Origin of the sequence: Gordonia ajococcus (assembly GCF_012974285.1) — a bacterium.
Lineage (GTDB): Bacteria > Actinomycetota > Actinomycetes > Mycobacteriales > Mycobacteriaceae > Gordonia > Gordonia amicalis.
This window is the reverse complement of record NZ_CP052884.1, coordinates 1,701,054-1,723,195: the sequence shown is the minus strand read 5'-3', so window position 1 is coordinate 1,723,195 and position 22,142 is coordinate 1,701,054. Positions and strand designations below refer to the sequence as shown.

Sequence of the window (22,142 nt, the reverse complement as noted above, 5' to 3'; positions counted from 1 at the left end):
CCGACCACACCGTCGGCGAAAGGACCATGCAATGAGTACGTCGGACGTCAGCTTCGGGCTCTGGTACGACTTCCGCAACCCGCCCGGGAACTCGCGCGGTTTCGGCGACTTCTATCGAGCGACGCTCGATCAGATCGTCTGGGCGGAGTCGATCGGGATCGACTCCGTCTGGCTGACCGAGCACCACTTCATGGAAGACGGCTACACACCCTCGCCGTTCCTCCTCGCCTCCGCCATCGGCGACCGGACGACGACGATGAGGATCGGCACCAACCTCGTCGTGTCGCCACTGCACAACCCGATCCGGCTCGCCGAGGACTCCGCCACGCTGTCCCTGCTGACCGGCGGACGTTTCTCGCTCGGTGTCGGGCAGGGATATTGGGAGCCGGAGTTCGAGGCTTTCGGACGGCGGCTGATCAACCGGCCGAGTCTGCTCGAGGAAGGCGTGGAGATCGTGCGTCGTTGCTGGTCCGGGTCGGCCGAACCATTCGACGGCAAGCGCCTGCGCAAACCCGCGCTGCCCGTCACGCCCACGCCGGAGACGACCCCCGACCTCCTGGTCGGCGCGATGGCCGATCCGGCGATCGAACGAGCCGCACGCATCGGTGACGGTTTCCTCGGCACCCAGAACGCACACCACGCGTCCTACCTGGACGCGCTCGAAAGACTCGGCCGGTCCCGTGACGACGGCCGGATCTTTGCCGGGCAGTGGACCATCATCGCCGACGATCCCGAGCGGGAATGGTCGCGCATCGGCGCCCACGCGCTCTACCAGATCAACAAGTACATCGAGATGGGCGCGTTCGGTCCCATCCCGCAGTTCACCGAACCCGATCAGCTCGTCGAGGCCGGCTCGTTCACCCTGTGGGACCCGGCCACCGCCGTCGACGAACTCACCACAACCCCGCAGATCGAGGACGTGCACTTCTGGGCACAGCTGCCCGGCGAGTCCATCGACAGCGGCAGCGCCCGCATCGAGCTCCTCGCCGGCACGGTCGTACCCGGGGTCAGAGCCCGACTGGCCGCGCGATCGTCGGTGGAGGTCCCTGCATGAACCAGGGCCCATCCTCCGCACCCCCCACGCCGCCGTCGGCGCACCCCCTCCTGATCACCGACTTCCTGTTCCGGGCGCGAGACATGTTCGGCGACAAGGAGATCATCGATCACGTCGACGGCGCCGAGGTCTTCCGGTACACCTATCGCGACTATGCCGACCGGGTCCTGCGGCTCGCGTCGGCCCTCATCGCGAGCGGCATACGTCCGGGTGACCGGGTCGGCACACTGGCCTGGAACCACCGTCGGCACCTGGAGCTGTATCTCGCGGTGCCGCTCGCCGGCGCGGTGCTGCACACGATCAACGTCCGACTCGCCCCCGACGAGATCGCCTACATCGTCGATCACGCCGACGATGCGATGATCTTCGCCGACCCGACGCTGGAACACCTGCTCACCACCGCTCGCGCGCAACGCCCGGACATGCCGGTCGTGCCGATCGACGCCGACGCCGACCCCTCTGGTGCCGATTCCGCGATCGCGGCGATCTCGCTCGACTCGTCGACGAGGACGGTCGGGTCATGCCCCACGACGGGATCAGCCGTGGCGAGGTCCTGATCCGCGGGCCGTGGGTCGCCACCCGCTATTACCGGGCCGACCATCCGGACAGGTTCGACGACGGCTGGTTGCGCACGGGCGACATCGGGGTCATCGACGAACACGGCTATCTCACCATCGTCGACCGCAGCAAGGACCTCATCAAGAGCGGCGGCGAGTGGATCAGCTCCGTGGCCCTCGAGGAGGCGCTCGTCGAGCATCCGGCCGTCCACGCGGCGGCGGTGGTCTCCGTACCGCATCCGCGCTGGCAGGAGCGCCCGGTCGCCTACATCGTCGGCGACGACGGCCTCGATGTCGACGAGGTCGCGGCGGAGCTCGCCGAGCGTGTGCCGCGCTGGTGGATGCCCGAGAAGATCGTGATCGTCGACCATCTCCCGCGAACCAGCGTGGGAAAACTCGACAAACGGACTCTCCGTGAGCGGGCCGCCGGCACACCCGACTTGTGGGAACCCACAACCGCCGCGGATTCTCCGGTTCCGGTGACGCACGGCGATTCCTAACGTCGACCTTGTGAAGTTCAGCCTGTTCTACGTGTTGGAGAGTCCGGACCGGGACTTTCGGCGGGCCTACGAGGAGATGCTCTCGCAGGTCGAGATCGCCGAACGTCTCGGATTCGAGGGGGTCTGGCTCGCCGAACACCACGGCAGCGCCTACGGGTCGATGCCGTCACCGCAGGTCGCGGCGGCCGCCATCGCGTCCCGCACCTCCCGGATGCGCATCGGGATCGCGGTCAGCAACCTGACCCTCGCGTGGCCGGTCCGGATCGCCGAGGACTTCGCGATGGTCGACGTGATCTCCGGTGGCCGGCTCGACTTCGGTGTCGGACGCGGCTACCAGCCCCACGAGTTCCGTGCGATGGGCGTGGCCGACAAGCAGGACGTCAGCCGCGAGGTCTTCGACGAGGCGTTCCAGATCGTCACGGGTCTGTGGACCAAGGCCATCGGTGAGCCGTACACGTTCCACGGCAAGCACTTCCACATCGACGGCGTCGACTGCCGACCGACGCCACTGCAGCGACCGACACCCCCGATCTACGTGGCGTCGATCAGTCCCGAGACCTTCGACCTGGTCGCCGATCACGGCCACAACATGCTCGTCACGCCGACCCTGATGACACTGCCCGAACTCAACGGGTTCGTCGTCGGCGCCAAACGCACGCTGATGCATCGGGGTCGCGATCCGCTGTCCCTCGACTTCCCGATGAACTGGCAGATCCATCTCGCCGAGGACGACGCACTGGCCGTCCGACGGGCACGACCGAGCCTCGAGTGGTACTTCGACAACGTCATGTCCGCCGTTCCTCAGGGCGTTGCGACACCCGCGGGCTACGAGCGATACGCCGCGCTGGCAGAGGCCGCCGCGGAGGGTGCGATGTCACTGACCGGCCTGCGTGAGGGCGGGGTCTGCTACGTCGGCGACCCCGACGGGCTCATCCGCGACATCGAGATCCTCCGCGAGGAAACGGGTCTCGACCATCTCATCTGCTGGATGCGGTTCGGCGGCATGGCACACGAGGACGTCGTGCGGTCGATGGAACTGCTCGCCGACCAGGTCATGCCGCATTTCGCCGACGCCCCGCCGCTGGTCCCCCGCGCCCTGCGGAACGAGGAACCCGCCACCCAGGCCGACAAGTTTTTCGAAATCGAGTTCGACGAAGAAGGAGAAGTCCATGAGCTATCTCGCGGTTGAGAACGATCGCCGGATCTACTTCGAGCACCACCGCGGGGACGAGCGTCCCATCGTGCTGATCCACGGGTGGGGCGCCAACACCCGCTGCTGGGACACGACCGCTCCCGCGCTCAAGGCCGCGGGCCACGAGGTCGTCCTCGTCGATCTGCGCGCCTGTGGCCGCTCCGACAAGGACTTCGAGGATGCGACGATCGCGGCGCTCGCCGACGACGTGGTCAAGGTGGTCGAACACCTCGGCCTGTCGTCCCCGGTCATCAACGGCTGGTCCCTGGGCGGAGCGGTCGCCACCGCTGCCGCCGCCGCACTCGGCTCGCGTGCCGGCGGCCTGGTCCTGACCGGTGGTGCGTCGCCGCGCTACACCGCGACCGACGACTGGCCCGGCGGCTCCACCGACGACGTCGAGGGTGTGCTCACCGGCGCCGCCGCCAACCGCGCCGACACCTTCCGCGGGGTGGCCGCGGCGGTGTGCGCAACTCCCCCGAGTTCCGATGTCCTGGACTGGATCTGGGGGATGTTCATGGAGATGGGACCCGTCGGCGACGACTCACTGCGCGACCTCGCCCGGACCGACCTGCGCAAGGAACTCGGCGGGCTCGACATCCCGATCCTGCTCCCGCACGGCCGCGACGACGCCTTCGTCCCCTTCGCCGGGGCCGAGGCCGTCCTCGAACTCAACTCGCGCGCTCGTCTCGTCCCGTTCGACGCCTGCGGTCACGCCCCGTTCCTCGAGGACCGGGACCGCTACCTCGCCGAACTGACCGGCTTCCTGAAGTCATGAACACCCGACCCCGGGTCTGGATCGTCACCGGCGGATCGCGCGGCATCGGCCGGGCGGTCGTCGAGAACCTCACAGCCCGAGGCGATTCGGTCGTGTCCCTGGCCCGTGGCGTGTCCACCACGCCGTTCACCAGACCGGCTCAGGTCCTGGAACTGAAGACCGACATCACCGATTCCTCTTCGGTGGCCGGCGCGCTGGCCACGGTCAAGGAGGAGTACGGCAGTGCCCACGGCCTGATCAACGTCGCCGGCGTGCACCGCGGTGGACGCGTCGACGATCTGAGTCGCGAGGACTGGGACCTTGTGCTGACCACCAACCTCACCGGCGCCTTCGAGATGTGCAAGGCCACGGTCCCGATCCTCGAACCGGGCTCGTCGATCGTGAATGTCGGTGCGGTGGTCGGTTTCCGGGGATTCCCGGGCGACGTCGCGTATGGCTCGGCCAAGGCCGGTCTCAGCGGTCTGACCCAGGTCCTGGCCGCGGAACTCGCCCCACGCGACATCCGGGTGAACCTGGTCATCCCCGGTTTTGTGGATACCGACATGACCTCGGGACTCAGCGACCGGGCGCGGGCGCGTGTCGTCTCGTCCATCCCGGCCGGACGTACCGGCCGGCCGGAGGAGATCGCGCAGGTCATCGTCGATGTCGCGTTGTCCACCTACATGTACGGCGCCATCGTGCCCGTCGACGGCGGACTGATGAACACCTTCAGCGGCGGTGGCCGGTGACGTGGGCTCGCGACACCCCGCACCGGTTGTGACAACCCACAAGAGACGCGAAACGCAAGGGTGACTCACGCCACATCGACCCATAACGTCGTTGTTGCACACAGTTTCTCGCCTTCCCCCCCCGGGGGGCGGTCAGAAGGAGGCCAATCGGTGTCAACCAGTACGGCAAGCGTCAGCACGGAGCAGCAGAACAAGGCTCTGGTCGCGGAATTCATGGAGGTGTTCTCCCGCGGCGACGTGGACGCCATCCTGTCCTACCTGGCGCCGACGGCCACCTGGTGGGTGGGCGGAGAGATCGAAGGCATCTCCGGGACCAAGGACAAAGAGGCATTCGGCGAAATGCTGGCCGGCCTCTCCTCCACCACCAAGACCGGTGCCATCGCCCTCACCCCGCTCGCCTTCACCGCCGAGGGAGAACGCGTCGCGGTCGAGACCGAGTCGTACTCGGAGATGAACAACGGCAAGGTCTACAACAACCTCTACCACTTCGTCTTCGTGGTCCGCGAAGGAAAGATCCACGAGGTCAAGGAATTCCTCGACACCGAGCACACCCGCGCGGTCTTCCTCGGCTGAGCCCCGGTCGCCGGCGGTCCCCGACCCTCATCCCGCCGCCGGCGGCCATTCCCCTCGAAAGACCCGATCTTTCGAGATACCCAGTACCCCAACCCCTGTGATCAAGGAGTCAATGCAATGGATGTCGGCGTACTTCTCGTCTTCCAGAACTACCACGAGAACGTGAGCGACGAAGAGGTCTTCCTGCGCGACCTCGAGCTCGGCGTACTGGCCGAGAAGGCCGGTTTCGACTCGGTCTGGTCGGCGGAGCACCACTTCGACGACTACTCGATGTGCCCGGACAACTTCGCGATCCTGTCCTACCTCGCCGGCCGGACCTCGAAGGTCAAGCTCGGCATCGGCGCCACGATCCTGCCGTGGAACGATCCGCTCCGCGTCGTGGAGAAGGCCATCATGCTGGACCAGATGTCCGGCGGGCGTGTGCTTCTCGGCATGGGACGCGGTCTGGCGAAGCTGGAGTACGAGGCTTTCGGAATCCCGAATGGACGAGGCGCGCCCCCGCTTCAACGAGGCCGCCGAGATGGTGCTGCGCGGACTGCGCACCGGCGTCGTCTCCGGCGACGGCCCGATGTATCCGCAGAAGGAGATCGCGCTGCGTCCCGCCCCCAATCCGAACACCTCTTGGGACGGAAGGCTTTTCGCCGCCGCGATGTCACCCGACTCGGTGCCGGTGGTCGCCGACCTCGGTGTCCAGATGATGACCTTCATGCAGTTCCCGTTCGAGCAGCATGCCGAGGCCATCAACGGCTGGAAGCAGATGTTCCGCGATGCCCAGGGCACCGAGCCCGGCCCGCCGGTCATCCAGGACTTCGTCATCTGTCACGAGGACGAGGAGGAGGCCCGTCGCCTGGCCTACGAGCACGTCAACCGGTACTTCCTGTCGGTCATCAAGCACTACGACTTCGCCGGCAAGCACTGGCGTGAGACCAAGGGCTACGAGACCTACCAGGCGGGCGCGGACATGATCCGCGAGGCCGGCATGGAGGCCGCTGCCGACGCCTACGTCGAGGCGAACATCTACGGCACACCTGAGCAGTGCATCGAGAAGTACGCCTACCGCCACGAGCTCATCGGCGACTTCCTGCCCAACGCGGCCTTCGCCTTCGGCGGTCTCCCCTTCGACGCCGCCGAGCAGAGCCTGAAGCTCTTCGGCGAGAAGGTCGTCCCCGCGGTCCACAAGATGAAGGCCAAGACGCCCGCCGGGGTCTGACGCCATCCGAACGTCGCTGCGGCGCCGGCACTCTCCGGCGTCGCAGCGACTCCAACCCTCTCACGCATCTCCAGGAGGATCGATGAGCGAAACCGTCATCGACCAGGTGGCCCTCGAGTTCCGCGAGGTGATGGCCCGGGTCTGCACGCCCGTAGCGGTCATCACCGCGTTCGACGACCAGCGACCGCACGGCACCACGGTCAGCGCATTCACGTCGCTGTCGATGGGACCGCCGATGGTCCTGGTGTCCCTCGATCGCGGCTCCGACCTCCTCGCGATCATCCGTCGCACCGGTCGATTCGGCGTCAACGTGCTGGCCCACGACCAGGCCGACGTCGCGATGCGGTTCGCCCGCAAGGGCGCCGACAAGTTCGACGGGATCGTCTGGTCGGAGTCGTCTGCACTCCCCCGCCTCGACGGCACCTCCGGCTGGCTGGCCTGCACGACCGAATCCCTGGTGGACGGCGGCGATCATGTTGTCGCACTGGGCAACATCGCCGCAACCGGCGTCGCCCCCGTAGCACCTCTCACCTACCACGACCGGGTGTTCGGCACCCACCGAGCATTCGAGGTCGCCTCGTGAACACGATCCCCAGCACCCCGACCCCCATCGCGACCGAGGCGTCCACCCAGGCGGTCGCCCGTGCCGTAGCGGCGGTCGCCGCCGGCGGTTTCGTGGTCGTGGTCGACGACGACGACCGGGAGAACGAAGGCGATCTGATCTGTTCGGCGGCTTCCGTCACCGAGGAACAGATGGCGTTCCTGATCCGGCACACCACCGGCATCATCTGTGCGCCCATGACCGCCGACCGCGCCCGCCGGCTCGAGCTACCGCAGATGGTCGAGGACAACCGGGACGCGCACGGCACCGCCTTCACCGTCACCGTCGACCACCGGGATGCCGGCACCGGGGTCTCGGCACACGACCGCGCGCTCACAGTCCGGGCGCTCGCCTCCGACGACACCCTGGCCGGCGATCTGCGCCGTCCCGGGCACGTCTTCCCGCTGCAGGCGCGCGACGGCGGGGTCCTCACCCGCGCCGGACACACCGAGGCCGCCGTCGATCTGGTGACCATGTCCGGCGCCGGCGAGGTCGGGGTCATCGGCGAGATCATCGCCGACGACGGGACGATGCGACGCGGCGACGACCTGCTCGAGTTCGCCGAACGTCACGGACTGCCCGTGCTGCGCATCGCCGACCTCGTGGCCCACCGGACCGCCGCCGGTTCGTTCGTCCACCAGATGGCCACCGCGGCGATGCCGACCCTCTTCGGCGACTTCCGCGCGGTCGCCTACCGCTCGGACATCGACGGCACCGAACATCTCGCTCTCGTCATGGGCGACGTGGCCGCAGCCGGTGCCACCGCCGAGGGCGCGCTGGTCCGCGTACACAGCGAATGCCTGACCGGCGACATCGTCGGCTCGTTGCGCTGCGACTGCGGTGCACAACTCGAACAAGCTCTGTCAGCCATCGCGGAAGAGGGCTGCGGAGCAGTCGTCTACCTGCGCGGACACGAGGGTCGCGGCATCGGGTTGGGCCACAAGATCCGCGCTTATGCACTCCAGGAACAGGGGCTCGACACCGTCGACGCCAACACCGCTCTCGGACTCCCGGTGGACTCGCGCACCTACGGCACCGGCGCCGCGATCCTGAAGGACCTGGGCATCCGCCGCGTCCGCCTGATCACCAACAACCCGGCGAAGTACGGCGGACTCGGAGGGCACGACCTCGAGATCCTCGGACGCGTCGGACTGCCGACCGTGTCGACCCCGCACAACGTCCGGTATCTGCGCACGAAGAGGGAGCGGATGGGCCACGTGCTGCCCACCGAGGCCGTCGCCGAGGCGCCGACCGGGACGACGGGTGCATGATCCGCCTCACCACTCATTGCTACTGTGAGGTTCATCATGAGCAGTCGGTGAGGAGGTCGCGCGGATGACGTCCATGGTGGAGCACGGGGTCGACGCCGGATCGGCACATGCCACCGGCCGCGAGCGCGAGGTCATCGCGGCCTTCGCCGAGATCACGACCGAAGCGATCACCGACACGAAGCTGGAAGATCTCCTCAGCCTGGTCGGCCAGAAGCTCTGCGCACTTCTCGGCGTCACCCGGTGCTCGGTGTACCTGCGGCACGCCAACGGCAGCTACCGCGGCGCCGCGGGCTTCTGCCAGGAGGCCGGCGACATCACCGAGGCCGTGAAGAGGCAGGTCTCCGGTTTCGACGGCGACCTCTTCAGCCAGGAGGTCATCAACACGCGCGCGCCCGTCGTCATCGCCGACGCGCTCAACGACCCGCGTCCCCACCGCCGAACGATGACGCACTGGGATGTCCGCGCGATGCTCGGCGTCCCGCTCACCTTTCTGTCGGAGCTGTCAGCCAAGCCTGTGGTCCTCTACAACAACTCGTTCGACGTGCTCGCCTGGTCCGCGCCGGACGCGCTGAAGCTCACCGCTCCCCCGGTGATGAGCGAGAAGGTGCGGGCCACCGCCTCGGTGCGTCAGGCGCTCGCCGAACTGTCGGTGAGCACGCCGTCGGCCATCGTGCCCGCGCAGCTGGCCGTCGGCCTCGGTCGTCGGCATCTCATGTGCCGCATGGTGATCGAGGGCAAGCAGACCGGCTTCCTCGGCATCGTCGAGGTGGGCCGCAGCCTGGAGGCCCTCGACGCCAACATCGCCGAACGCGGCGCCACCGTCCTGGCGCTCCAGATGCTCTCCGAGCGTCGGCAGATCGAGACCGAGGGTCAGGCGCGCGACGATTACCTCTCCGATCTACTGCGCAACAGCCGCGACAAGGAGCACCTGGTCCGACGAGGCCCGCAGTTCGGCATCGACCTGACCAATCCCCATGTCCTCGTTCGCTTCGCCGTCGACGACGCGACCGACAGCCTGACGGCGTCGGCGATTCAGTCCCTGGTCACGCGCACCTTCGCGTCGGTGATGTCGATCTCCCCGCCACCGGCCGTCCGGCTGCCCGGGGCGGTCATCGTGATGGTCCGCCTGGAGTCCGACGACCTCGACGAGGTCGGGCACGTCCGCGACCACGTGTCGACGATCCGCGATCGACTCTCCGGTGACCTCTCGCTCGGGGCGACCCTGATCTCCGGGATCTGTCGCACGCCGGTCGACTATCCGCACGCTCATCGCGACCTGCGCGAGATGGGCTCGGTGGCAAAGTCTTTCGGTTGGGACGAGCGGGTGATGACGCTCGACGAGCTCGGCTTGTTCCGGGTGATCGTGTCCAGCGGCCACGTCAAGGAGGCCCTGCACTTCGCGCACTCCTTCGTCGCGCCGGTACGACAGCACGACGACGGCACCCTCCTCGCCACCTGGCGCGCCTTCGTGGCCGCCGACGGCAAGGTGCAGGCGACCGCGTCGGCGCTGGACGTCCACGAGAACACCATCCGGTACCGCCTTGGCCGGATCAAGGAGATCGCCCGTCGCGATCCGACGTCGCTGGACTGCCTGCTGTCGGCGAAGATGGCCTTCCAGGTCCTGGATCTCGCAGGTCAGTGAACTGCGTCGATGCCGGTTGGAGATTCCTCCAACAGATCAGCACGACGACGGTTCTCCGCGAGGCGGACACGCCATAGGTTCGTCTCATGGCCCACAGCACGATCCCCGACCGTCCTGCTCCCGCCGACCCCATCCCGGTGGACATCGCAGCGCTGACGGCGTGGATGGACGAGCAGGGCCTCCCCACCGGTGACACCACCGAGCTCCGGCCGCTGCACGGCGGTACCCAGAACATCATGGTCATCGTCAGCCGCGGCGGACGTGAGTACGTCCTGCGGCGCGGGCCCCGGCACCTGCGCCCGCAGTCGAACGCCGCGATCGCCCGCGAGATGACCCTGCTGTCGGCCCTGAGTTCGACCGAGGTCGCGCACCCGCGCTTCGTCGCCGGCACCACCGATCCCGACGTCCTCGGCGCGACCTTCTTCCTGATGGAGCCGGTGCACGGGTTCAACGCCGCCGATGCGCTGCCGGCCCCGTACGCCGCGACAGCGGAAGGACGCGAGGCGATGGGTTACGCCCTCGTCGACGCACTCGCCGGACTGGCGGCGGTCGACCACTCCGTCATCGGCCTCGACGACTTCGGCAAACCGGACGGCTTCCTCGAACGGCAGGTGCCCCGGTGGCTCGCCGAACACGAGCGGTACGCCGCCACACCGGGATATCGGGGCGGAACATTCCCCGATCTGGATCGCATCGCCGGTTGGCTCGAGGACAACCGTCCCGGCCACTTCCGGCCCGGACTGTTGCACGGCGACTACCACGTGGCGAACGTCCTCTATGATCACCGCGCTCCCCGGGTCGCGGCCATCGTCGACTGGGAGATGGCAACCGTCGGCGATCCGCTGCTCGATCTCGGTGTGCTGCTGGCGATCTGGCCCGACGACCCGCGGCAGCCCGATCTCTACGAGAGCGCACTCGGACGCGCCGGCAACCTGCCGAGCCGGTCCGCGATCGTCGCCCGCTACGCGGAGCGTTCCGACCGGGATCTCGACGCACTGGACTGGTACACCGTTCTCGCGAGCTTCAAACTCGGCATCATCCTCGAGGGCACCTACGCCCGGTCATGTGACGGCAAGGCGCCCCGCGACGTCGGTGAACGGCTGCACCGCTACGCCGACGGTCTGTTCGTCCGCGCACGCGGGATCACCGCCGGCGCCTGACCCGTCGCACATCGCCGGCGCTTCCCCACCCCACCCGTACTCGTCAACGATCCCCCACAGAAACGGAGCACACCACCATGGCCTGGGATTTCTCCACGGAACCCGAATTCCAGAAGAAGCTCGACTGGATGAAGGATTTCGTCCGTACCGAGGTCTTCCCGCTCGAGACCCTCGATCTCGACTGGGATCAACTGCGCAAGGCGATCGCCCCGCTACAGGAAGAGGTCAAGGCGAACGACCTGTGGGCCGCACACCTCGACCCGGAACTCGGCGGACAGGGATACGGCCAGGTGAAGCTGGGCCTGATGCAGGAGATCCTGGGTTCCACACCGTACGGACCGCTCGTGTTCGGCTGCCAGGCACCGGATTCCGGCAACTGCGAGATTCTCGCCGCGGTCGGCACCGAGGAGCAGAAGAAGCGGTGGCTCGAGCCGCTGCTCGCCGGCGAGTACTATTCCTCGTTCGCGCTGACCGAACCCGACAACGCCGGCGCCGATCCGACCAACCTCACCACCACCGCGGTCCGCGACGGCGACGAGTGGGTTCTCAACGGCCACAAGTGGTTCATCAGCAATGCAGCCACCGCCGACTTCATGATCGTCGTCGCCGTCACCGATCCCGACGCCGAACGCCACCGTCGCCCCTCGCAGTTCATCATCCCGATCGACGCACCGGGTCTCGACGTGGTCCGCGACATCGGTTCGGTCGAGAATCCCCGGCCGCGCCCGCACACCTACGGTTCGCACTGCGAGGTGGTGCTGCGTGACGTCCGGGTCGACGACACGGCACTGCTCGGCAATCGGGGCGACGGCTTCCTCATCGCCCAGAAACGACTGGGCCCCGGCCGGATTCACCATTGCATGCGCTGGATCGGTCAGGCGAGTCGCGCATTCGACATGATGTGCGAACGCGCCACCTACCGGTACGCCCACGGATCGGTCCTCGCCGACAAGCAGACGGTCCGCAACTTCATCGCCGACTCCGCGGCCGAGATCCAGGCCCTCCGTCTGATGACGCTGCATGCCGCGTGGCGCATCGACGAGGAGGGCACGGCCGCCGCCCGCAAGGACATCGCGCTCATCAAGTTCTTCGGCGCCAAGATCCTGCACGACGTCATCGACCGCGCGCTCCAGGTCCACGGCTCACTCGGCTACAGCGCGGACCTGCCGCTGGAGTCCATGTACCGCGCGGCACGCGCCGGCCGTCTCTACGACGGCCCCGACGAGGTGCACCGCGACAGCGTCGCCCGCCAGTACCTCAAGGGATACACACGACCGGCCGACGACCGGCCGACCGAGCACATCCCCACCCGGCGCGAGGCCGCCCGGCGTCGCTTCGCCGAATTGCTCGCCGAACAGCCCTGAACGCACCCTTCTCGTCCCCTCCTCCGAAACAGAAAGCGAACACGTATGTCTCTCAACGGAAAAACTGCCATCGTCACCGGCGCCGCACAGGGTATCGGTCAGGCCACGGCCATCCGACTCGCCGCAGACGGCGCCCATGTGGTCGCCGCCGACATCCAGGACTGCGAGGTCACCCTCAAAGAGATCGCCGAGGCCGGCGGTTCCGCGGAGGCGGTCCGCCTCGATGTCCGCGTCGCCGACGACTGGGCGGCCACGGTGGAGCAGATCACCGCCTCACAGGGCTCGATCGACTTCCTGGCCAATGTGGCCGGCGTGGTCAACATGATCAGCGAGGACACCGTCGTCGGCCTCACCGAGGAAGCATGGGACGTCGTCGTCGGCACCGACCTCAAGGGCGTGTGGCTCGGCATGCGAGCGGTCATCCCCGGCATGATCGAGAACGGTGGTGGCCGCATCGTCAACATCTCATCGATGGCCGCGCTTCGGGGTCTGCCCAACCTGGCGTCGTATTCGGCGGCCAAGGGCGGCGTCGTGGGCCTCACCAAGCAGGCCGCCTACGAGTACGGCCCGCACAACATCCTGATCAACGCCATCGCACCGGGCACCATCGACACCCCGATCCTGGCCGACATCACCGAGGAGATGCGACAGGCGAATGCCAACGCGCACATCGTGCGTCGGCTGGGCCGCCCGTCGGAGATCGCCTCGATGGTCGCCTATCTCATGCGTGAGGGCGACTTCCTGACCGGCGAGATCTACCCGGTCGACGGCGGCTGGTCGGCCAAGGGCAACTTCTGAGAGGAGATCTCAGTCGCGCAGCTCGATGCCATGAGCGGCCACGGCGTCGAGCAGCGCCGTCGGGCGATCGGCCGGCGGCACATCGTGCACGAGCGCGAAGGAACACCCCAGCGCACGCGCACCGCCGTCGGCCTTCACGCTGTCCCCGACCATGAGCACGTCGCCGGCCGGCACGCCGATCGGGTCGAGGGCGGCGCGGAAGAGGCGCGGTTCGGGTTTGATCGCGCCGACCTCATAGGAGAGCGCGTAGGCGTCCACGAGGTGGTCGATGCCGTGCAGGGCAAGGACTTTGCGCAGATCGAAGGCGATGTTGCTGACGATGCCGATCGGCACCCCGGTGTCCGCGAGACGCGTCAGCACCTCGACGGTGTCGGCGAACGGCACCCACGATTCCGGGTCGAGGACCCGGTCGTAGAGCGAGTTGGCGTGACCGGCGTTGCTCATCCCGACCGTGCGCAGCAGGGCGAGGTACCCGACCCGGTGCAATTCCGGATCGAGATCCCTTCGCTCCCAAGCGGTCCGGTCGTCGCCCTCGATACCCTCGGGCAGTCCGACCGGCGCGACCATGCGGCGGATGATGTCCGCCTGCCGCTCCGGGACGAACGCCTCGCCCGCATCGTCGAGGAGATCGACGAACCAGTCGTCGCGCGCCTCGAAGCGGAACAGGGTGCCGGAGAAGTCGAACAGGACCGCCCGCGGAGTGCTGGCCCTGTCCACGAGATCGGGGGTCATGCGCCGGCGGCGGCGACGACATCGGCGAGGCGACGGGCGACCGTGCCCGCCTGCTCCGCGGTGCCGGCTTCCACCATCACCCGGACGAGCTGTTCGGTTCCGGAGGGACGCAACAGAACTCGTCCCGATTCGCCCAGTTCGGCCTCGGCGTCGACGACGGCCTGCTTGACCGACTGCGACTCCGCGACTGCGTGTTTGTCGGCGACGCGGACGTTGATGAGCTCCTGCGGCAGCACCGTCACGATGCCGGCCAGGTCGGCCAGTCGCGACGAGGTGGCCGCCATGCGGGCCATGATCATCAGGCCGGTGAGGATGCCGTCGCCGGTGGTTCCCGATCCCGGGACCACGATGTGGCCGGACTGCTCACCGCCGAGGGAGTACCCGCCGCGACGCAGCTCCTCCACCACGTAGCGGTCGCCGACGGCCGTGGTACGCACCGTGATTCCCGCCTCGCGCATCGCGATGTGCAGGCCGAGGTTGCTCATGACGGTGGCGACGAGGACGTTCTCGTGCAGACGGTTCTTGTCGGCGAGCGACGTCGCCAGGATCGCCATGATGGCGTCGCCGTCGACGATCTGACCGGTGGAATCCACTGCGAGGCAACGATCGGCGTCGCCGTCGTGGGCGAGACCGAGATCGGCGCCGTGCTCGAGGACGGCGGCCTGCAGCTTGTCCATGTGGGTGGAACCGCAGTCGGCGTTGATGTTCAGGCCGTCGGGATCGGCGTGGATCGCGATGACCTTCGCACCGGCGTCGGCATAGGCCAGCGGCGCGAGTTGCGACGCGGCGCCGTGTGCGCAGTCGACCACGACCGTCAGACCGTCCAGACGCTCGTCGACGGCCTGGGCCAGGTGCCGCCGGTAGCGGTCTCCCGCGTCCGGTGCGTCGAGGACACGACCGACCGCCGCACCGATGGGCCGGACGAAGTCGTCGTCCATCGCCGCTTCGATACGGTCCTCGACCTCGTCGTCGAGCTTGTGCCCGCCGGCGGAGAAGAACTTGATCCCGTTGTCGGGCATGGGGTTGTGCGACGCGGAGATCATCACGCCGAACTCGGCGTGGTAGTCCGCGGTCAGGAACGCGACCGCCGGGGTGGGCACGGTGCCGACGCGGATGGCGTCGACGCCGGTCGCGGCGAGTCCCGCGCACACGGCGGCTTCCAGCATCTCGCCGGAGGCTCGTGGGTCGCGACCGACCACCGCACGCGGGCGGCGCGAGTGATCGTCGGACAGGTCCTCGAAAACGACCGCGGCGGCCGAGGCCAGGCGCAACGCGAGCTCGGGAGTGAGCTCGGCGTTGGCCAGGCCTCGGACGCCGTCGGTACCGAAAAGGCGTGCCAAGATCAGCGCTTGGAGTACTGCGACGCCTTGCGGGCCTTCTTGAGGCCGTACTTCTTGCGCTCGACCGCACGCGGGTCACGGGTGAGGAAGCCGGCCTTCTTCAGGGCGGGGCGATCATCCGGGGTGACCTCGATGAGGGCACGAGCGATGGCGAGACGCAGCGCACCGGCCTGGCCCGAGGGGCCGCCGCCGACGAGCTTGGCGAAGATGTCGAACGACTCGGTGCGCTCGACGGTGACCAGCGGAGCCTTGATGAGCTGCTGGTGCACCTTGTTGGGGAAGTACTCCTCCAGCGAACGGCCGTTCAGCTTGAACTCACCGGTGCCCGGCAGCAGGCGAACGCGGACGACGGCTTCCTTGCGGCGGCCGACGGTCTGGATCGGACGGTCGATCACGACCGGCTCGCGAACCTCTTCGACAGCGGCAGCGGTGTCGTAATCGTCGGCAGCGGCCTCGACGGCCTCCACGGCCTCAACGACCTCGACAGCTTCTTCGACGGCCTCGACGGCCTCGTTGATGTTCTCGTTGGTCACTGGGCCACCTGCTTGATCTCGAAGGGAACGGGGCGCTGAGCCGCGTGCGGATGGTTCGGGCCTGCGTAGACCTTCAGCTTCGAGGCCATCGCACGGCCGAGCTTGTTCGAGGGCAGCATGCCCTTGATGGCCTTCTCGATGACGCGCTCGGGGAAGGTCTCGAGCAGCTCGGCGGTGGTGCGGGACTTCAGGCCACCGGGATGCCCCGAGTGGGTGTAGTTCAGCTTGCGCTCGGCCTTGTTGCTGGTCAGCGCGACCTTCTCCGCGTTGATGATGACGACGAAGTCGCCACCGTCCATGTGCGGGGCGTAGGTCGGCTTGTGCTTGCCGCGGAGCAGGTTCGCGCTCTGCACGGCCAGCCGGCCGAGCACCACGTCGGTGGCGTCGATGACGTGCCACGTACGCGTGATGTCACCGGCCTTCGGGGTGTAGGTAGGCACAGTTGGTCCTCAACTCTTGTCTTGTGGGTGCTGGTCGGATGTACGGCGGAGGTTGTTCCCGGCGACCAGTGGGGACCCGGGTCTCTTCTGCCTGTGCACGCGTGTGTGCGACAGGCGCCGAGCACCAGCGATCCAGGTTACGCGACCGTGCAGGTCAGGGTCAAAACGCCGAGCCGACCCGTCACGCTCGTCCCCTACTGCCCCACCCGTACCGATCTGACGGCCTCCGCGCATTCGCGGTCCACAGATTCGGCGGTCGTCCCGGCCTGACACCCGATGGACACCTGCAGACCGTCGTCGACGATGACATACCAGCGGATGGCGCTGCCCGACGCCGGTGCCTCCCGGTAGCTGATGACGTCGCGTCCGGCGTAGCGGGTGTCCGCGGAGAACTCGGTGACGACGTCGTCGCCCCGTTGGTCGATGCGATTGCGCAGACTCGTGGCGACGGACTGCCGGGTCGACCCGTCGCGCAGCTCGGTCAGGACCGCGATGATCCGCCGGCCGTCGTCGGCGGAGACGAACACGGTGCGGGTCGTGGTCGGGTCGTCGGTGGTGTCGCTCGGGGTGTCCTGCCCGGACTCCCGCCAGTTCCCGGGAACCGACATCGTGGCGCGGCCGACCGCGACCTCGGCAGCAGCGGGCGCGGGGTCGTCCCGCTGCCACCACCCCACCCCGAAGGCGACGGCGACGACCACCACCGCCGCGGCCGCAGCACCGGCCAGCACACGACGGCTGCGTCGCCTCGACGCGTCCGGCGCCGGCATCGCGGGCCCGTCGGCCACCGGCACGGCGTCGTCGGCGACACCACCGGTCCGGCGGCCCAGACGGACGAGAAGGTCGCGGTCCACCGGCACGACACGGCCCGCGATCGCGTGCGCGGCGACCAGCTCTGTCGCCGCCGCCACCTCCCGCGGATCGTCACCGTCGACGAAGACGGCTTCGACCGCGTCGTCGATGATCGACAGCCCCTCGGCCTCCCGGTCCCCCGGCTCGATCACCCCACTGCGCTCGATGTCCCAGCCCTCGGGGTGTCGCCGCACGATCTGCACATCCCACGCAGCCGGGCGTGGACGGGCGGGATCGTGGGGCGGTTCCGGGATGTGCGTGGTCTCCACGACGGCACAGCGCCGCACGGTGATGTCGGCGTGGCTGCGCGCGATGAGGACCGCACGCGGGAGAAGCGTCAGTGGCGCCTGGCCCGCCCTCCGCCCTCCGGCATCGGCCAGCGACGACGCGCGCCGGTGTCCCCAGGTACTCGGATGCCCGACGATCAGCGGGCGGTCCGGATCCGAGGCGTGGACACCCATCTCGTCGAACGCCTGCTGCCACGCCTGCCGCAGGTGCCGGCGCCGGCCGTCGAGCACGACCGTCATCTCGTCGACCGCGAGGAGCAGCGGGCGCAGATCGCGGTCAGGGCACCTGAGCCCGGTGACCGGATCCCAGATCCGTGGCTGCCCGAACGCGAGGTCGACGACCGTCGGACGGCGTCGGCTCACCCCGCTCCTGCCCGTACCCGTGTCGTCCAAGGCAGATCCGTCGCTAGTCGTCGGCCGGTAGGTGGGCGACCTGGATCATCTCCTGCGGACGCACCCGCGAGACGAGTTCACCGCGTCCGGGCACCAGCCGCTGCATGCGGCTGCGTCCGGTGATGAAACCTTCGTCGCGGTCGCCGCTCATCAGCAGGATGTCGGACGACAGGTCCTTCAGCCGCGCGATCACGGGATCGAACATCGCCCGGCCGAGGCCGCCGGATCGACGCGCCAGGACGATGTGGAAACCGATGTCTCGGGCGTGCGATGCGTACTCGATGACCGGCAGCAACGGGTTGCCCGACGATGTTGCCACCATGTCGTAGTCGTCCACCACGAGGTACACCTCCGGCTTGCCGGCCAACCACGAACGCTCCCGCAGCTGCTGAACGGTCACGTCGTTCGGGGGCATGCAGTCCTTGAGATATGCCGCCAGCTGGTTCATCAGTGTCATGGCATTGTCGTGCGAGCTGGCATATCCGGCGAGGTGATCGCCGTCGACCACGCCGAGCATCGTGCGGCGGTAGTCGATGAACGCGATCTTCACCTGCTCCGGGGTGCCGCCGGCGACGAGGCCGCGAACGATCGCGCGCAGCACGTTCGTCTTTCCGTGCTCGACGTCGGCGAACACCATGAAGTGGGGCTGTGCGTTGAAGTCGAGCACCACCGGGGCCAGCTCCAGTTCGCCGACGCCGATCGCGACCTGGTTCAGCGACAACGTGACCTCGGCCGCGGCCAGCCCGTTCTGGACGGCCGACATCGCGATCTCGGTGCTCAGCTTGCGGACCGGCAGCGCCGAACGGCCCGGGTACGCGGCGGCGAGTTTCTCCGCCGAGGCCGCCACACCGGCGGGCAGCGACTCGGCGCTGCTGACCGGGTCGAGGCGCGGCAGGGCGATGAGCATGTGGAGCTCTTCCGCGGTGAGACCCCGACCGGGACGGTTCTGCGGGACGCCCGCAGCGGCGCGGCGACTCATCTCGGAGTCCGACGGGTCGCCGAGGCGCAGTTCGATGCGCGTACCCAGGAGGTCTCGGACCGCCGGGCGGATCTCGGCCCACCGCGAGGCGCTGACGATCACGTGCACGCCGAAAGACAACCCCTGAGAGACGATCGTGGTGATCTGCTCCTCGAGCGACTCGAGTTCGGAACGCAGCACGCTGACGCCGTCGAGCACGAGGAAGACGTCGCCGAACCGGTCGGCGGCCAACGGATCGTCGGGCGCGAGGGTCCCGGAGGCGAACCAGGCCGCACGGCGGGCCCGGTAATCACGCATCGACTCGACGCCGAGACGGCCGAACAACAGCTCCCGCGCCCGGACGACCGCCCCGACCTCGGCAACGGTGCGGCGGACGGCATCCATGTCGCCGCGGGACGCAACCGAACCAACATGTGGGAGACCGGCGAGGCCGGCGAGACTGCCGCCGCCGAAGTCCAGGCAGTAGAACTGCACCTGTTCCGGCGTGTGCGTGGCCGCCGCGGCCATGATGATCGTGCGCAGCGTCGTCGACTTGCCCGACTGCGGGCCACCGACCACGGCCACGTTGCCGGCCGCGCCCGCCAGGTCGATGACGAGGGGATCGCGTCGCTGGTCGTAGGGGCGATCGACCAGACCGATGGGCAAGGCCAGGTTGCCGGGGACCGTCGGCTTGGTCCAGTCGCGTGCTCCGACCAGGTGTTCCACGGTCGGCGAATCGTCGAGCGGGTCCAGCCAGACCCGGTGAGCCGGCGGGCCGGAGCCCTCCATGCGACCGATGATGGTCTGCATCAGCGTCGGCACCGACACCGAGGTCGGCTCGAAGTCGGCGGGCGCGGCGTCGAGGGCCGGCGGCTCCTCGTCGAGCAGGCTCGCCGCCTGATCGAGCAGCGACCGCGGGGAACCCTCGTCCAGCGGGACCGGCAGCGCGGTGAAGACCTTGAGGTTCCCGAGTCGCGGTATCCCCGACGTCATGGTGTCCGAGGTGTCTGACGCCACGGCCGGCGAATAGTACGGACCCGAGACATAAGAGGTGTTGAACCGGACCGGGTCGTCCGAGTCACATTTCAGGTAGGCCGAACCGGGCACGCTCGGTAGGTGGTAGGCGTCGGGGACACCGAGTACCGACCGGGATTCGTTGGCGGAGAAGGTTTTCAGGCCGATTCGATACGACAGGTGGGAGTCGAGCCCACGGAGCTTGCCCTCCTCGAGACGTTGCGAGGCCAGCAGCAGGTGGATGTGCAACGAGCGGCCCAGACGACCGATCGCGACGAAGAGTTCGGCGAAATCCGGTTTCTGCGAGAGCAGTTCGGAGAACTCGTCGACGACGATGAACAGGGCGGGCAGCGGTTCGAGGCGCACACCCGAGGCGCGGGCACGTTCGTAGTCGGCGACGTTGGCGTAGTTGCCCGCCGCACGCAGGACCTCCTGGCGGCGATTCATCTCGCCCGACAACGCATCCTTCATGCGGTCGACCATCGACAGTTCCTGCTCGAGGTTGGTGATGATCGCCGCGACATGCGGTGCGGACTCGAGCCCGAGGAAGGTCGCGCCGCCCTTGAAGTCGACGAGGACCAGGTTCAGCTCGGTCGGCGAATGCGTGGCCAGCATGGCCAGGACGAGGGTCCGCAGGAACTCCGACTTGCCGGAACCCGTCGCACCGATACAGAGGCCATGGGGTCCCATGCCACCGCGGGCGCTCTCCTTGATGTCGAGTTCGACCGGCGCGCCGCTCGGGGTGTATCCGATCGGCACCCGCAGACGTTCACGACCGGTGCGTCCGCGCCAGGCCGTGGCCGGGTCGAAACGGGCGGCGTCGTCGATGCCGAGGAGGGCGGGCAGGCCCGGATCGGTCGAGGTGGCCTCCGATTCCAGGTTCGCCAGGGTGGCCGCCGTCGCCAGCCGGTACCGGGCCATGCGGCGTGCGATCGCCTCCGCCTCGGCGATCGTCAGCGAGTCCATGTCCGCGAATTCCTCGACGCCCGCGACGCTCCGGGCCGAGACCTTCCCCCCGCGCACCACGAGTTGCAGGCCGCGCCGGGCCGCGAGACCGTCCGGCGGTGCCGTCAGGTCGAGGACGGTCACGCCCTCCATGCCCGCGGAGCTGAGGATGCGCTCGTCGCCGGCGACGTAACCGTCGTCGATGACGACCACCAGGTGGGCGCGGTTCCCGTTCGGCGGCGCCGACCTGCTGAACCGACCTCGCTCCAGCAGGTCGGCGGCCAGCGCGTTCTCGAGATCGGCGAGCGTCGGATAGATCATCCGCATCGGCCCGATACCGTCGCGCAGCGTCGGATGCCCTACGTGCGGAAGCCATTTCGCCCAGTCCCAGGCTTCGCCGGCGGGGTCGCCGGTGACGATGCCGATGTGGAGGTGGTCGGGGCCGTGGAAGGCGCAGAGTTCGACGATCATCGAACGGACCAGTTCGCGGGTCTCCTGCCGGGCACCCTCGATGTTGATCGCCGGGAAGCCGCGGAGCGAGATCGACCGGGGCAAGCTGTACACCGCGGAATGGGTCCGCACGAAGCGACGCAGGGCCACCATCGACACCGGCTCGATGTCCTCGAGCGGGCCGGTCTCCGGCGGCATCAGCCGCGTCGCGAGGCGTTGGACGCCGACTCCCACACGCACATGGGCGAAGTCGTTGTCGGCGGGGCGTCGCTCCCACATCCGCCGGCTGCCGACGACGTCGAGCAGCGCGTGCGGATCGGGATGACTCCAGGTGCGGGCGGCGCGCTGGTTCTCCACGGTGTCGAAGACCTGGGCGCGCAACTGGCCGAGGTAGCGGAAGTAGTCCTTGCGCTCCTCGTTGAGTTCCGCGGCGCGCTTGCCGCCGCCGCGCCCACCGGCGGCGAACATGCCGAACATCGACATGAGCATCATCAGCGGGAACATCATGAACAGCGGATTGGTCAGGATGTTGCGGCCACCGGTGACCATCATCAGCGCGATCATGCCGACGACGGCGACGATCATCACCACCGGCAGCAGCTTCATGAGCAGGTTGCCGGGCACCACGCGCGGGACGTCCGGCGGCGCCTGGATGTTGACCTCGCCGCCCGGCATTCGAGGCGGCGTGATGCGTGGCCGACGCACGAATCCCTCAGTGGTCGTGACCACTCGATCCCCCTGACACCTCGAGCTGTGTATCCCCGGGCGGGCGAACC

At 68.3% G+C, this 22,142-nt stretch carries 19 protein-coding genes and 1 pseudogene; 14 read left to right on the top strand and 6 right to left on the bottom strand.

The window, feature by feature from the left end:
* The first annotated feature begins 31 nt into the window (after positions 1-31).
* The 14 genes and pseudogenes from GAA2_RS07915 (at position 32) to GAA2_RS07855 (ending at position 13,425) form a co-directional block, all read left to right on the top strand.
* Positions 32-1,054, top strand: coding sequence for an LLM class flavin-dependent oxidoreductase (locus GAA2_RS07915; RefSeq protein ID WP_024500311.1), 1,023 nt, complete (start codon positions 32-34; stop codon positions 1,052-1,054).
* Positions 1,051-1,611 carry an AMP-binding protein gene (locus tag GAA2_RS23130; RefSeq protein WP_024500310.1) on the top strand — a complete coding sequence of 187 codons (561 nt, stop codon included), beginning with the start codon at positions 1,051-1,053 and terminating at the stop codon, positions 1,609-1,611. The genes GAA2_RS07915 and GAA2_RS23130 overlap by 4 nt, the downstream gene beginning before the upstream one ends.
* Positions 1,575-2,111: an AMP-binding enzyme gene (locus GAA2_RS23125; RefSeq protein WP_024500309.1), complete on the top strand. Its 537-nt coding sequence runs from the start codon at positions 1,575-1,577 to the stop codon at positions 2,109-2,111. Before GAA2_RS23130 ends, GAA2_RS23125 begins: the two co-directional genes overlap by 37 nt.
* 10 nt (positions 2,112-2,121) lie before the next feature.
* On the top strand, positions 2,122-3,300 hold the full coding sequence (locus GAA2_RS07905) for an LLM class flavin-dependent oxidoreductase (RefSeq protein WP_024500308.1): 1,179 nt from the start codon (positions 2,122-2,124) through the stop codon (positions 3,298-3,300).
* On the top strand, positions 3,281-4,078 hold the full coding sequence (locus tag GAA2_RS07900) for an alpha/beta fold hydrolase (protein WP_024500307.1): 798 nt from the start codon (positions 3,281-3,283) through the stop codon (positions 4,076-4,078). Before GAA2_RS07905 ends, GAA2_RS07900 begins: the two co-directional genes overlap by 20 nt.
* Complete coding sequence (locus GAA2_RS07895) at positions 4,075-4,806, top strand: SDR family NAD(P)-dependent oxidoreductase (RefSeq protein ID WP_024500306.1); 732 nt, start codon at positions 4,075-4,077, stop codon at positions 4,804-4,806. The genes GAA2_RS07900 and GAA2_RS07895 overlap by 4 nt, the downstream gene beginning before the upstream one ends.
* Before the next feature lie 150 nt (positions 4,807-4,956).
* Entirely contained in the window at positions 4,957-5,379 is a 423-nt protein-coding gene (locus GAA2_RS07890; RefSeq protein ID WP_024500305.1) for a nuclear transport factor 2 family protein, read from the top strand.
* 117 nt (positions 5,380-5,496) lie between these two features.
* Positions 5,497-6,589, top strand: a pseudogene (locus GAA2_RS07885) (LLM class flavin-dependent oxidoreductase).
* A gap of 82 nt (positions 6,590-6,671) precedes the next feature.
* Positions 6,672-7,172: a flavin reductase family protein gene (locus tag GAA2_RS07880; RefSeq protein WP_006434444.1), complete on the top strand. Its 501-nt coding sequence runs from the start codon at positions 6,672-6,674 to the stop codon at positions 7,170-7,172.
* Entirely contained in the window at positions 7,169-8,461 is a 1,293-nt protein-coding gene (locus GAA2_RS07875; RefSeq protein WP_191834876.1) for a bifunctional 3,4-dihydroxy-2-butanone-4-phosphate synthase/GTP cyclohydrolase II, read from the top strand. Before GAA2_RS07880 ends, GAA2_RS07875 begins: the two co-directional genes overlap by 4 nt.
* Before the next feature lie 64 nt (positions 8,462-8,525).
* Positions 8,526-10,103: a helix-turn-helix domain-containing protein gene (locus GAA2_RS07870; protein WP_024497583.1), complete on the top strand. Its 1,578-nt coding sequence runs from the start codon at positions 8,526-8,528 to the stop codon at positions 10,101-10,103.
* Between the two features lie 86 nt (positions 10,104-10,189).
* Positions 10,190-11,263 (top strand): phosphotransferase family protein, encoded by a 1,074-nt coding sequence (locus GAA2_RS07865; protein ID WP_096273717.1) that lies wholly within the window; start codon positions 10,190-10,192, stop codon positions 11,261-11,263.
* Positions 11,264-11,340: 77 nt separating this feature from the next.
* A complete protein-coding gene (locus GAA2_RS07860; protein WP_024497581.1) occupies positions 11,341-12,627 on the top strand; it encodes an acyl-CoA dehydrogenase family protein in 1,287 nt (428 codons plus the stop codon).
* Positions 12,628-12,672: 45 nt separating this feature from the next.
* Entirely contained in the window at positions 12,673-13,425 is a 753-nt protein-coding gene (locus GAA2_RS07855; protein ID WP_006434439.1) for an SDR family NAD(P)-dependent oxidoreductase, read from the top strand.
* Between the two features lie 9 nt (positions 13,426-13,434).
* Here the strand turns inward: GAA2_RS07855 and GAA2_RS07850 are convergent, their stop codons facing one another.
* The 6 genes from GAA2_RS07850 to eccCa all read right to left on the bottom strand — a co-directional run bounded on the left by GAA2_RS07850 (position 13,435) and on the right by eccCa (position 22,095).
* The gene (locus GAA2_RS07850; protein ID WP_024497580.1) at positions 13,435-14,157 is read right to left on the bottom strand and encodes an HAD family hydrolase; all 723 of its coding nucleotides are present in this window, start codon (positions 14,155-14,157) and stop codon (positions 13,435-13,437) included.
* Positions 14,154-15,497, bottom strand: a complete 1,344-nt coding sequence (gene glmM / locus GAA2_RS07845; RefSeq protein WP_024497579.1) for a phosphoglucosamine mutase — start codon at positions 15,495-15,497, stop codon at positions 14,154-14,156. Before glmM ends, GAA2_RS07850 begins: the two co-directional genes overlap by 4 nt.
* A 2-nt stretch (positions 15,498-15,499) precedes the next feature.
* The gene (gene rpsI / locus GAA2_RS07840) at positions 15,500-16,030 is read right to left on the bottom strand and encodes a 30S ribosomal protein S9 (RefSeq protein WP_024497578.1); all 531 of its coding nucleotides are present in this window, start codon (positions 16,028-16,030) and stop codon (positions 15,500-15,502) included.
* Positions 16,027-16,470, bottom strand: a complete 444-nt coding sequence (gene rplM / locus GAA2_RS07835; protein ID WP_006434435.1) for a 50S ribosomal protein L13 — start codon at positions 16,468-16,470, stop codon at positions 16,027-16,029. Before rplM ends, rpsI begins: the two co-directional genes overlap by 4 nt.
* A 194-nt stretch (positions 16,471-16,664) precedes the next feature.
* On the bottom strand, positions 16,665-17,969 hold the full coding sequence (locus tag GAA2_RS07830; RefSeq protein ID WP_024497577.1) for a type VII secretion-associated protein: 1,305 nt from the start codon (positions 17,967-17,969) through the stop codon (positions 16,665-16,667).
* A gap of 43 nt (positions 17,970-18,012) precedes the next feature.
* The gene (eccCa, locus tag GAA2_RS07825; protein ID WP_191834875.1) at positions 18,013-22,095 is read right to left on the bottom strand and encodes a type VII secretion protein EccCa; all 4,083 of its coding nucleotides are present in this window, start codon (positions 22,093-22,095) and stop codon (positions 18,013-18,015) included.
* Positions 22,096-22,142 lie beyond the last annotated feature (47 nt).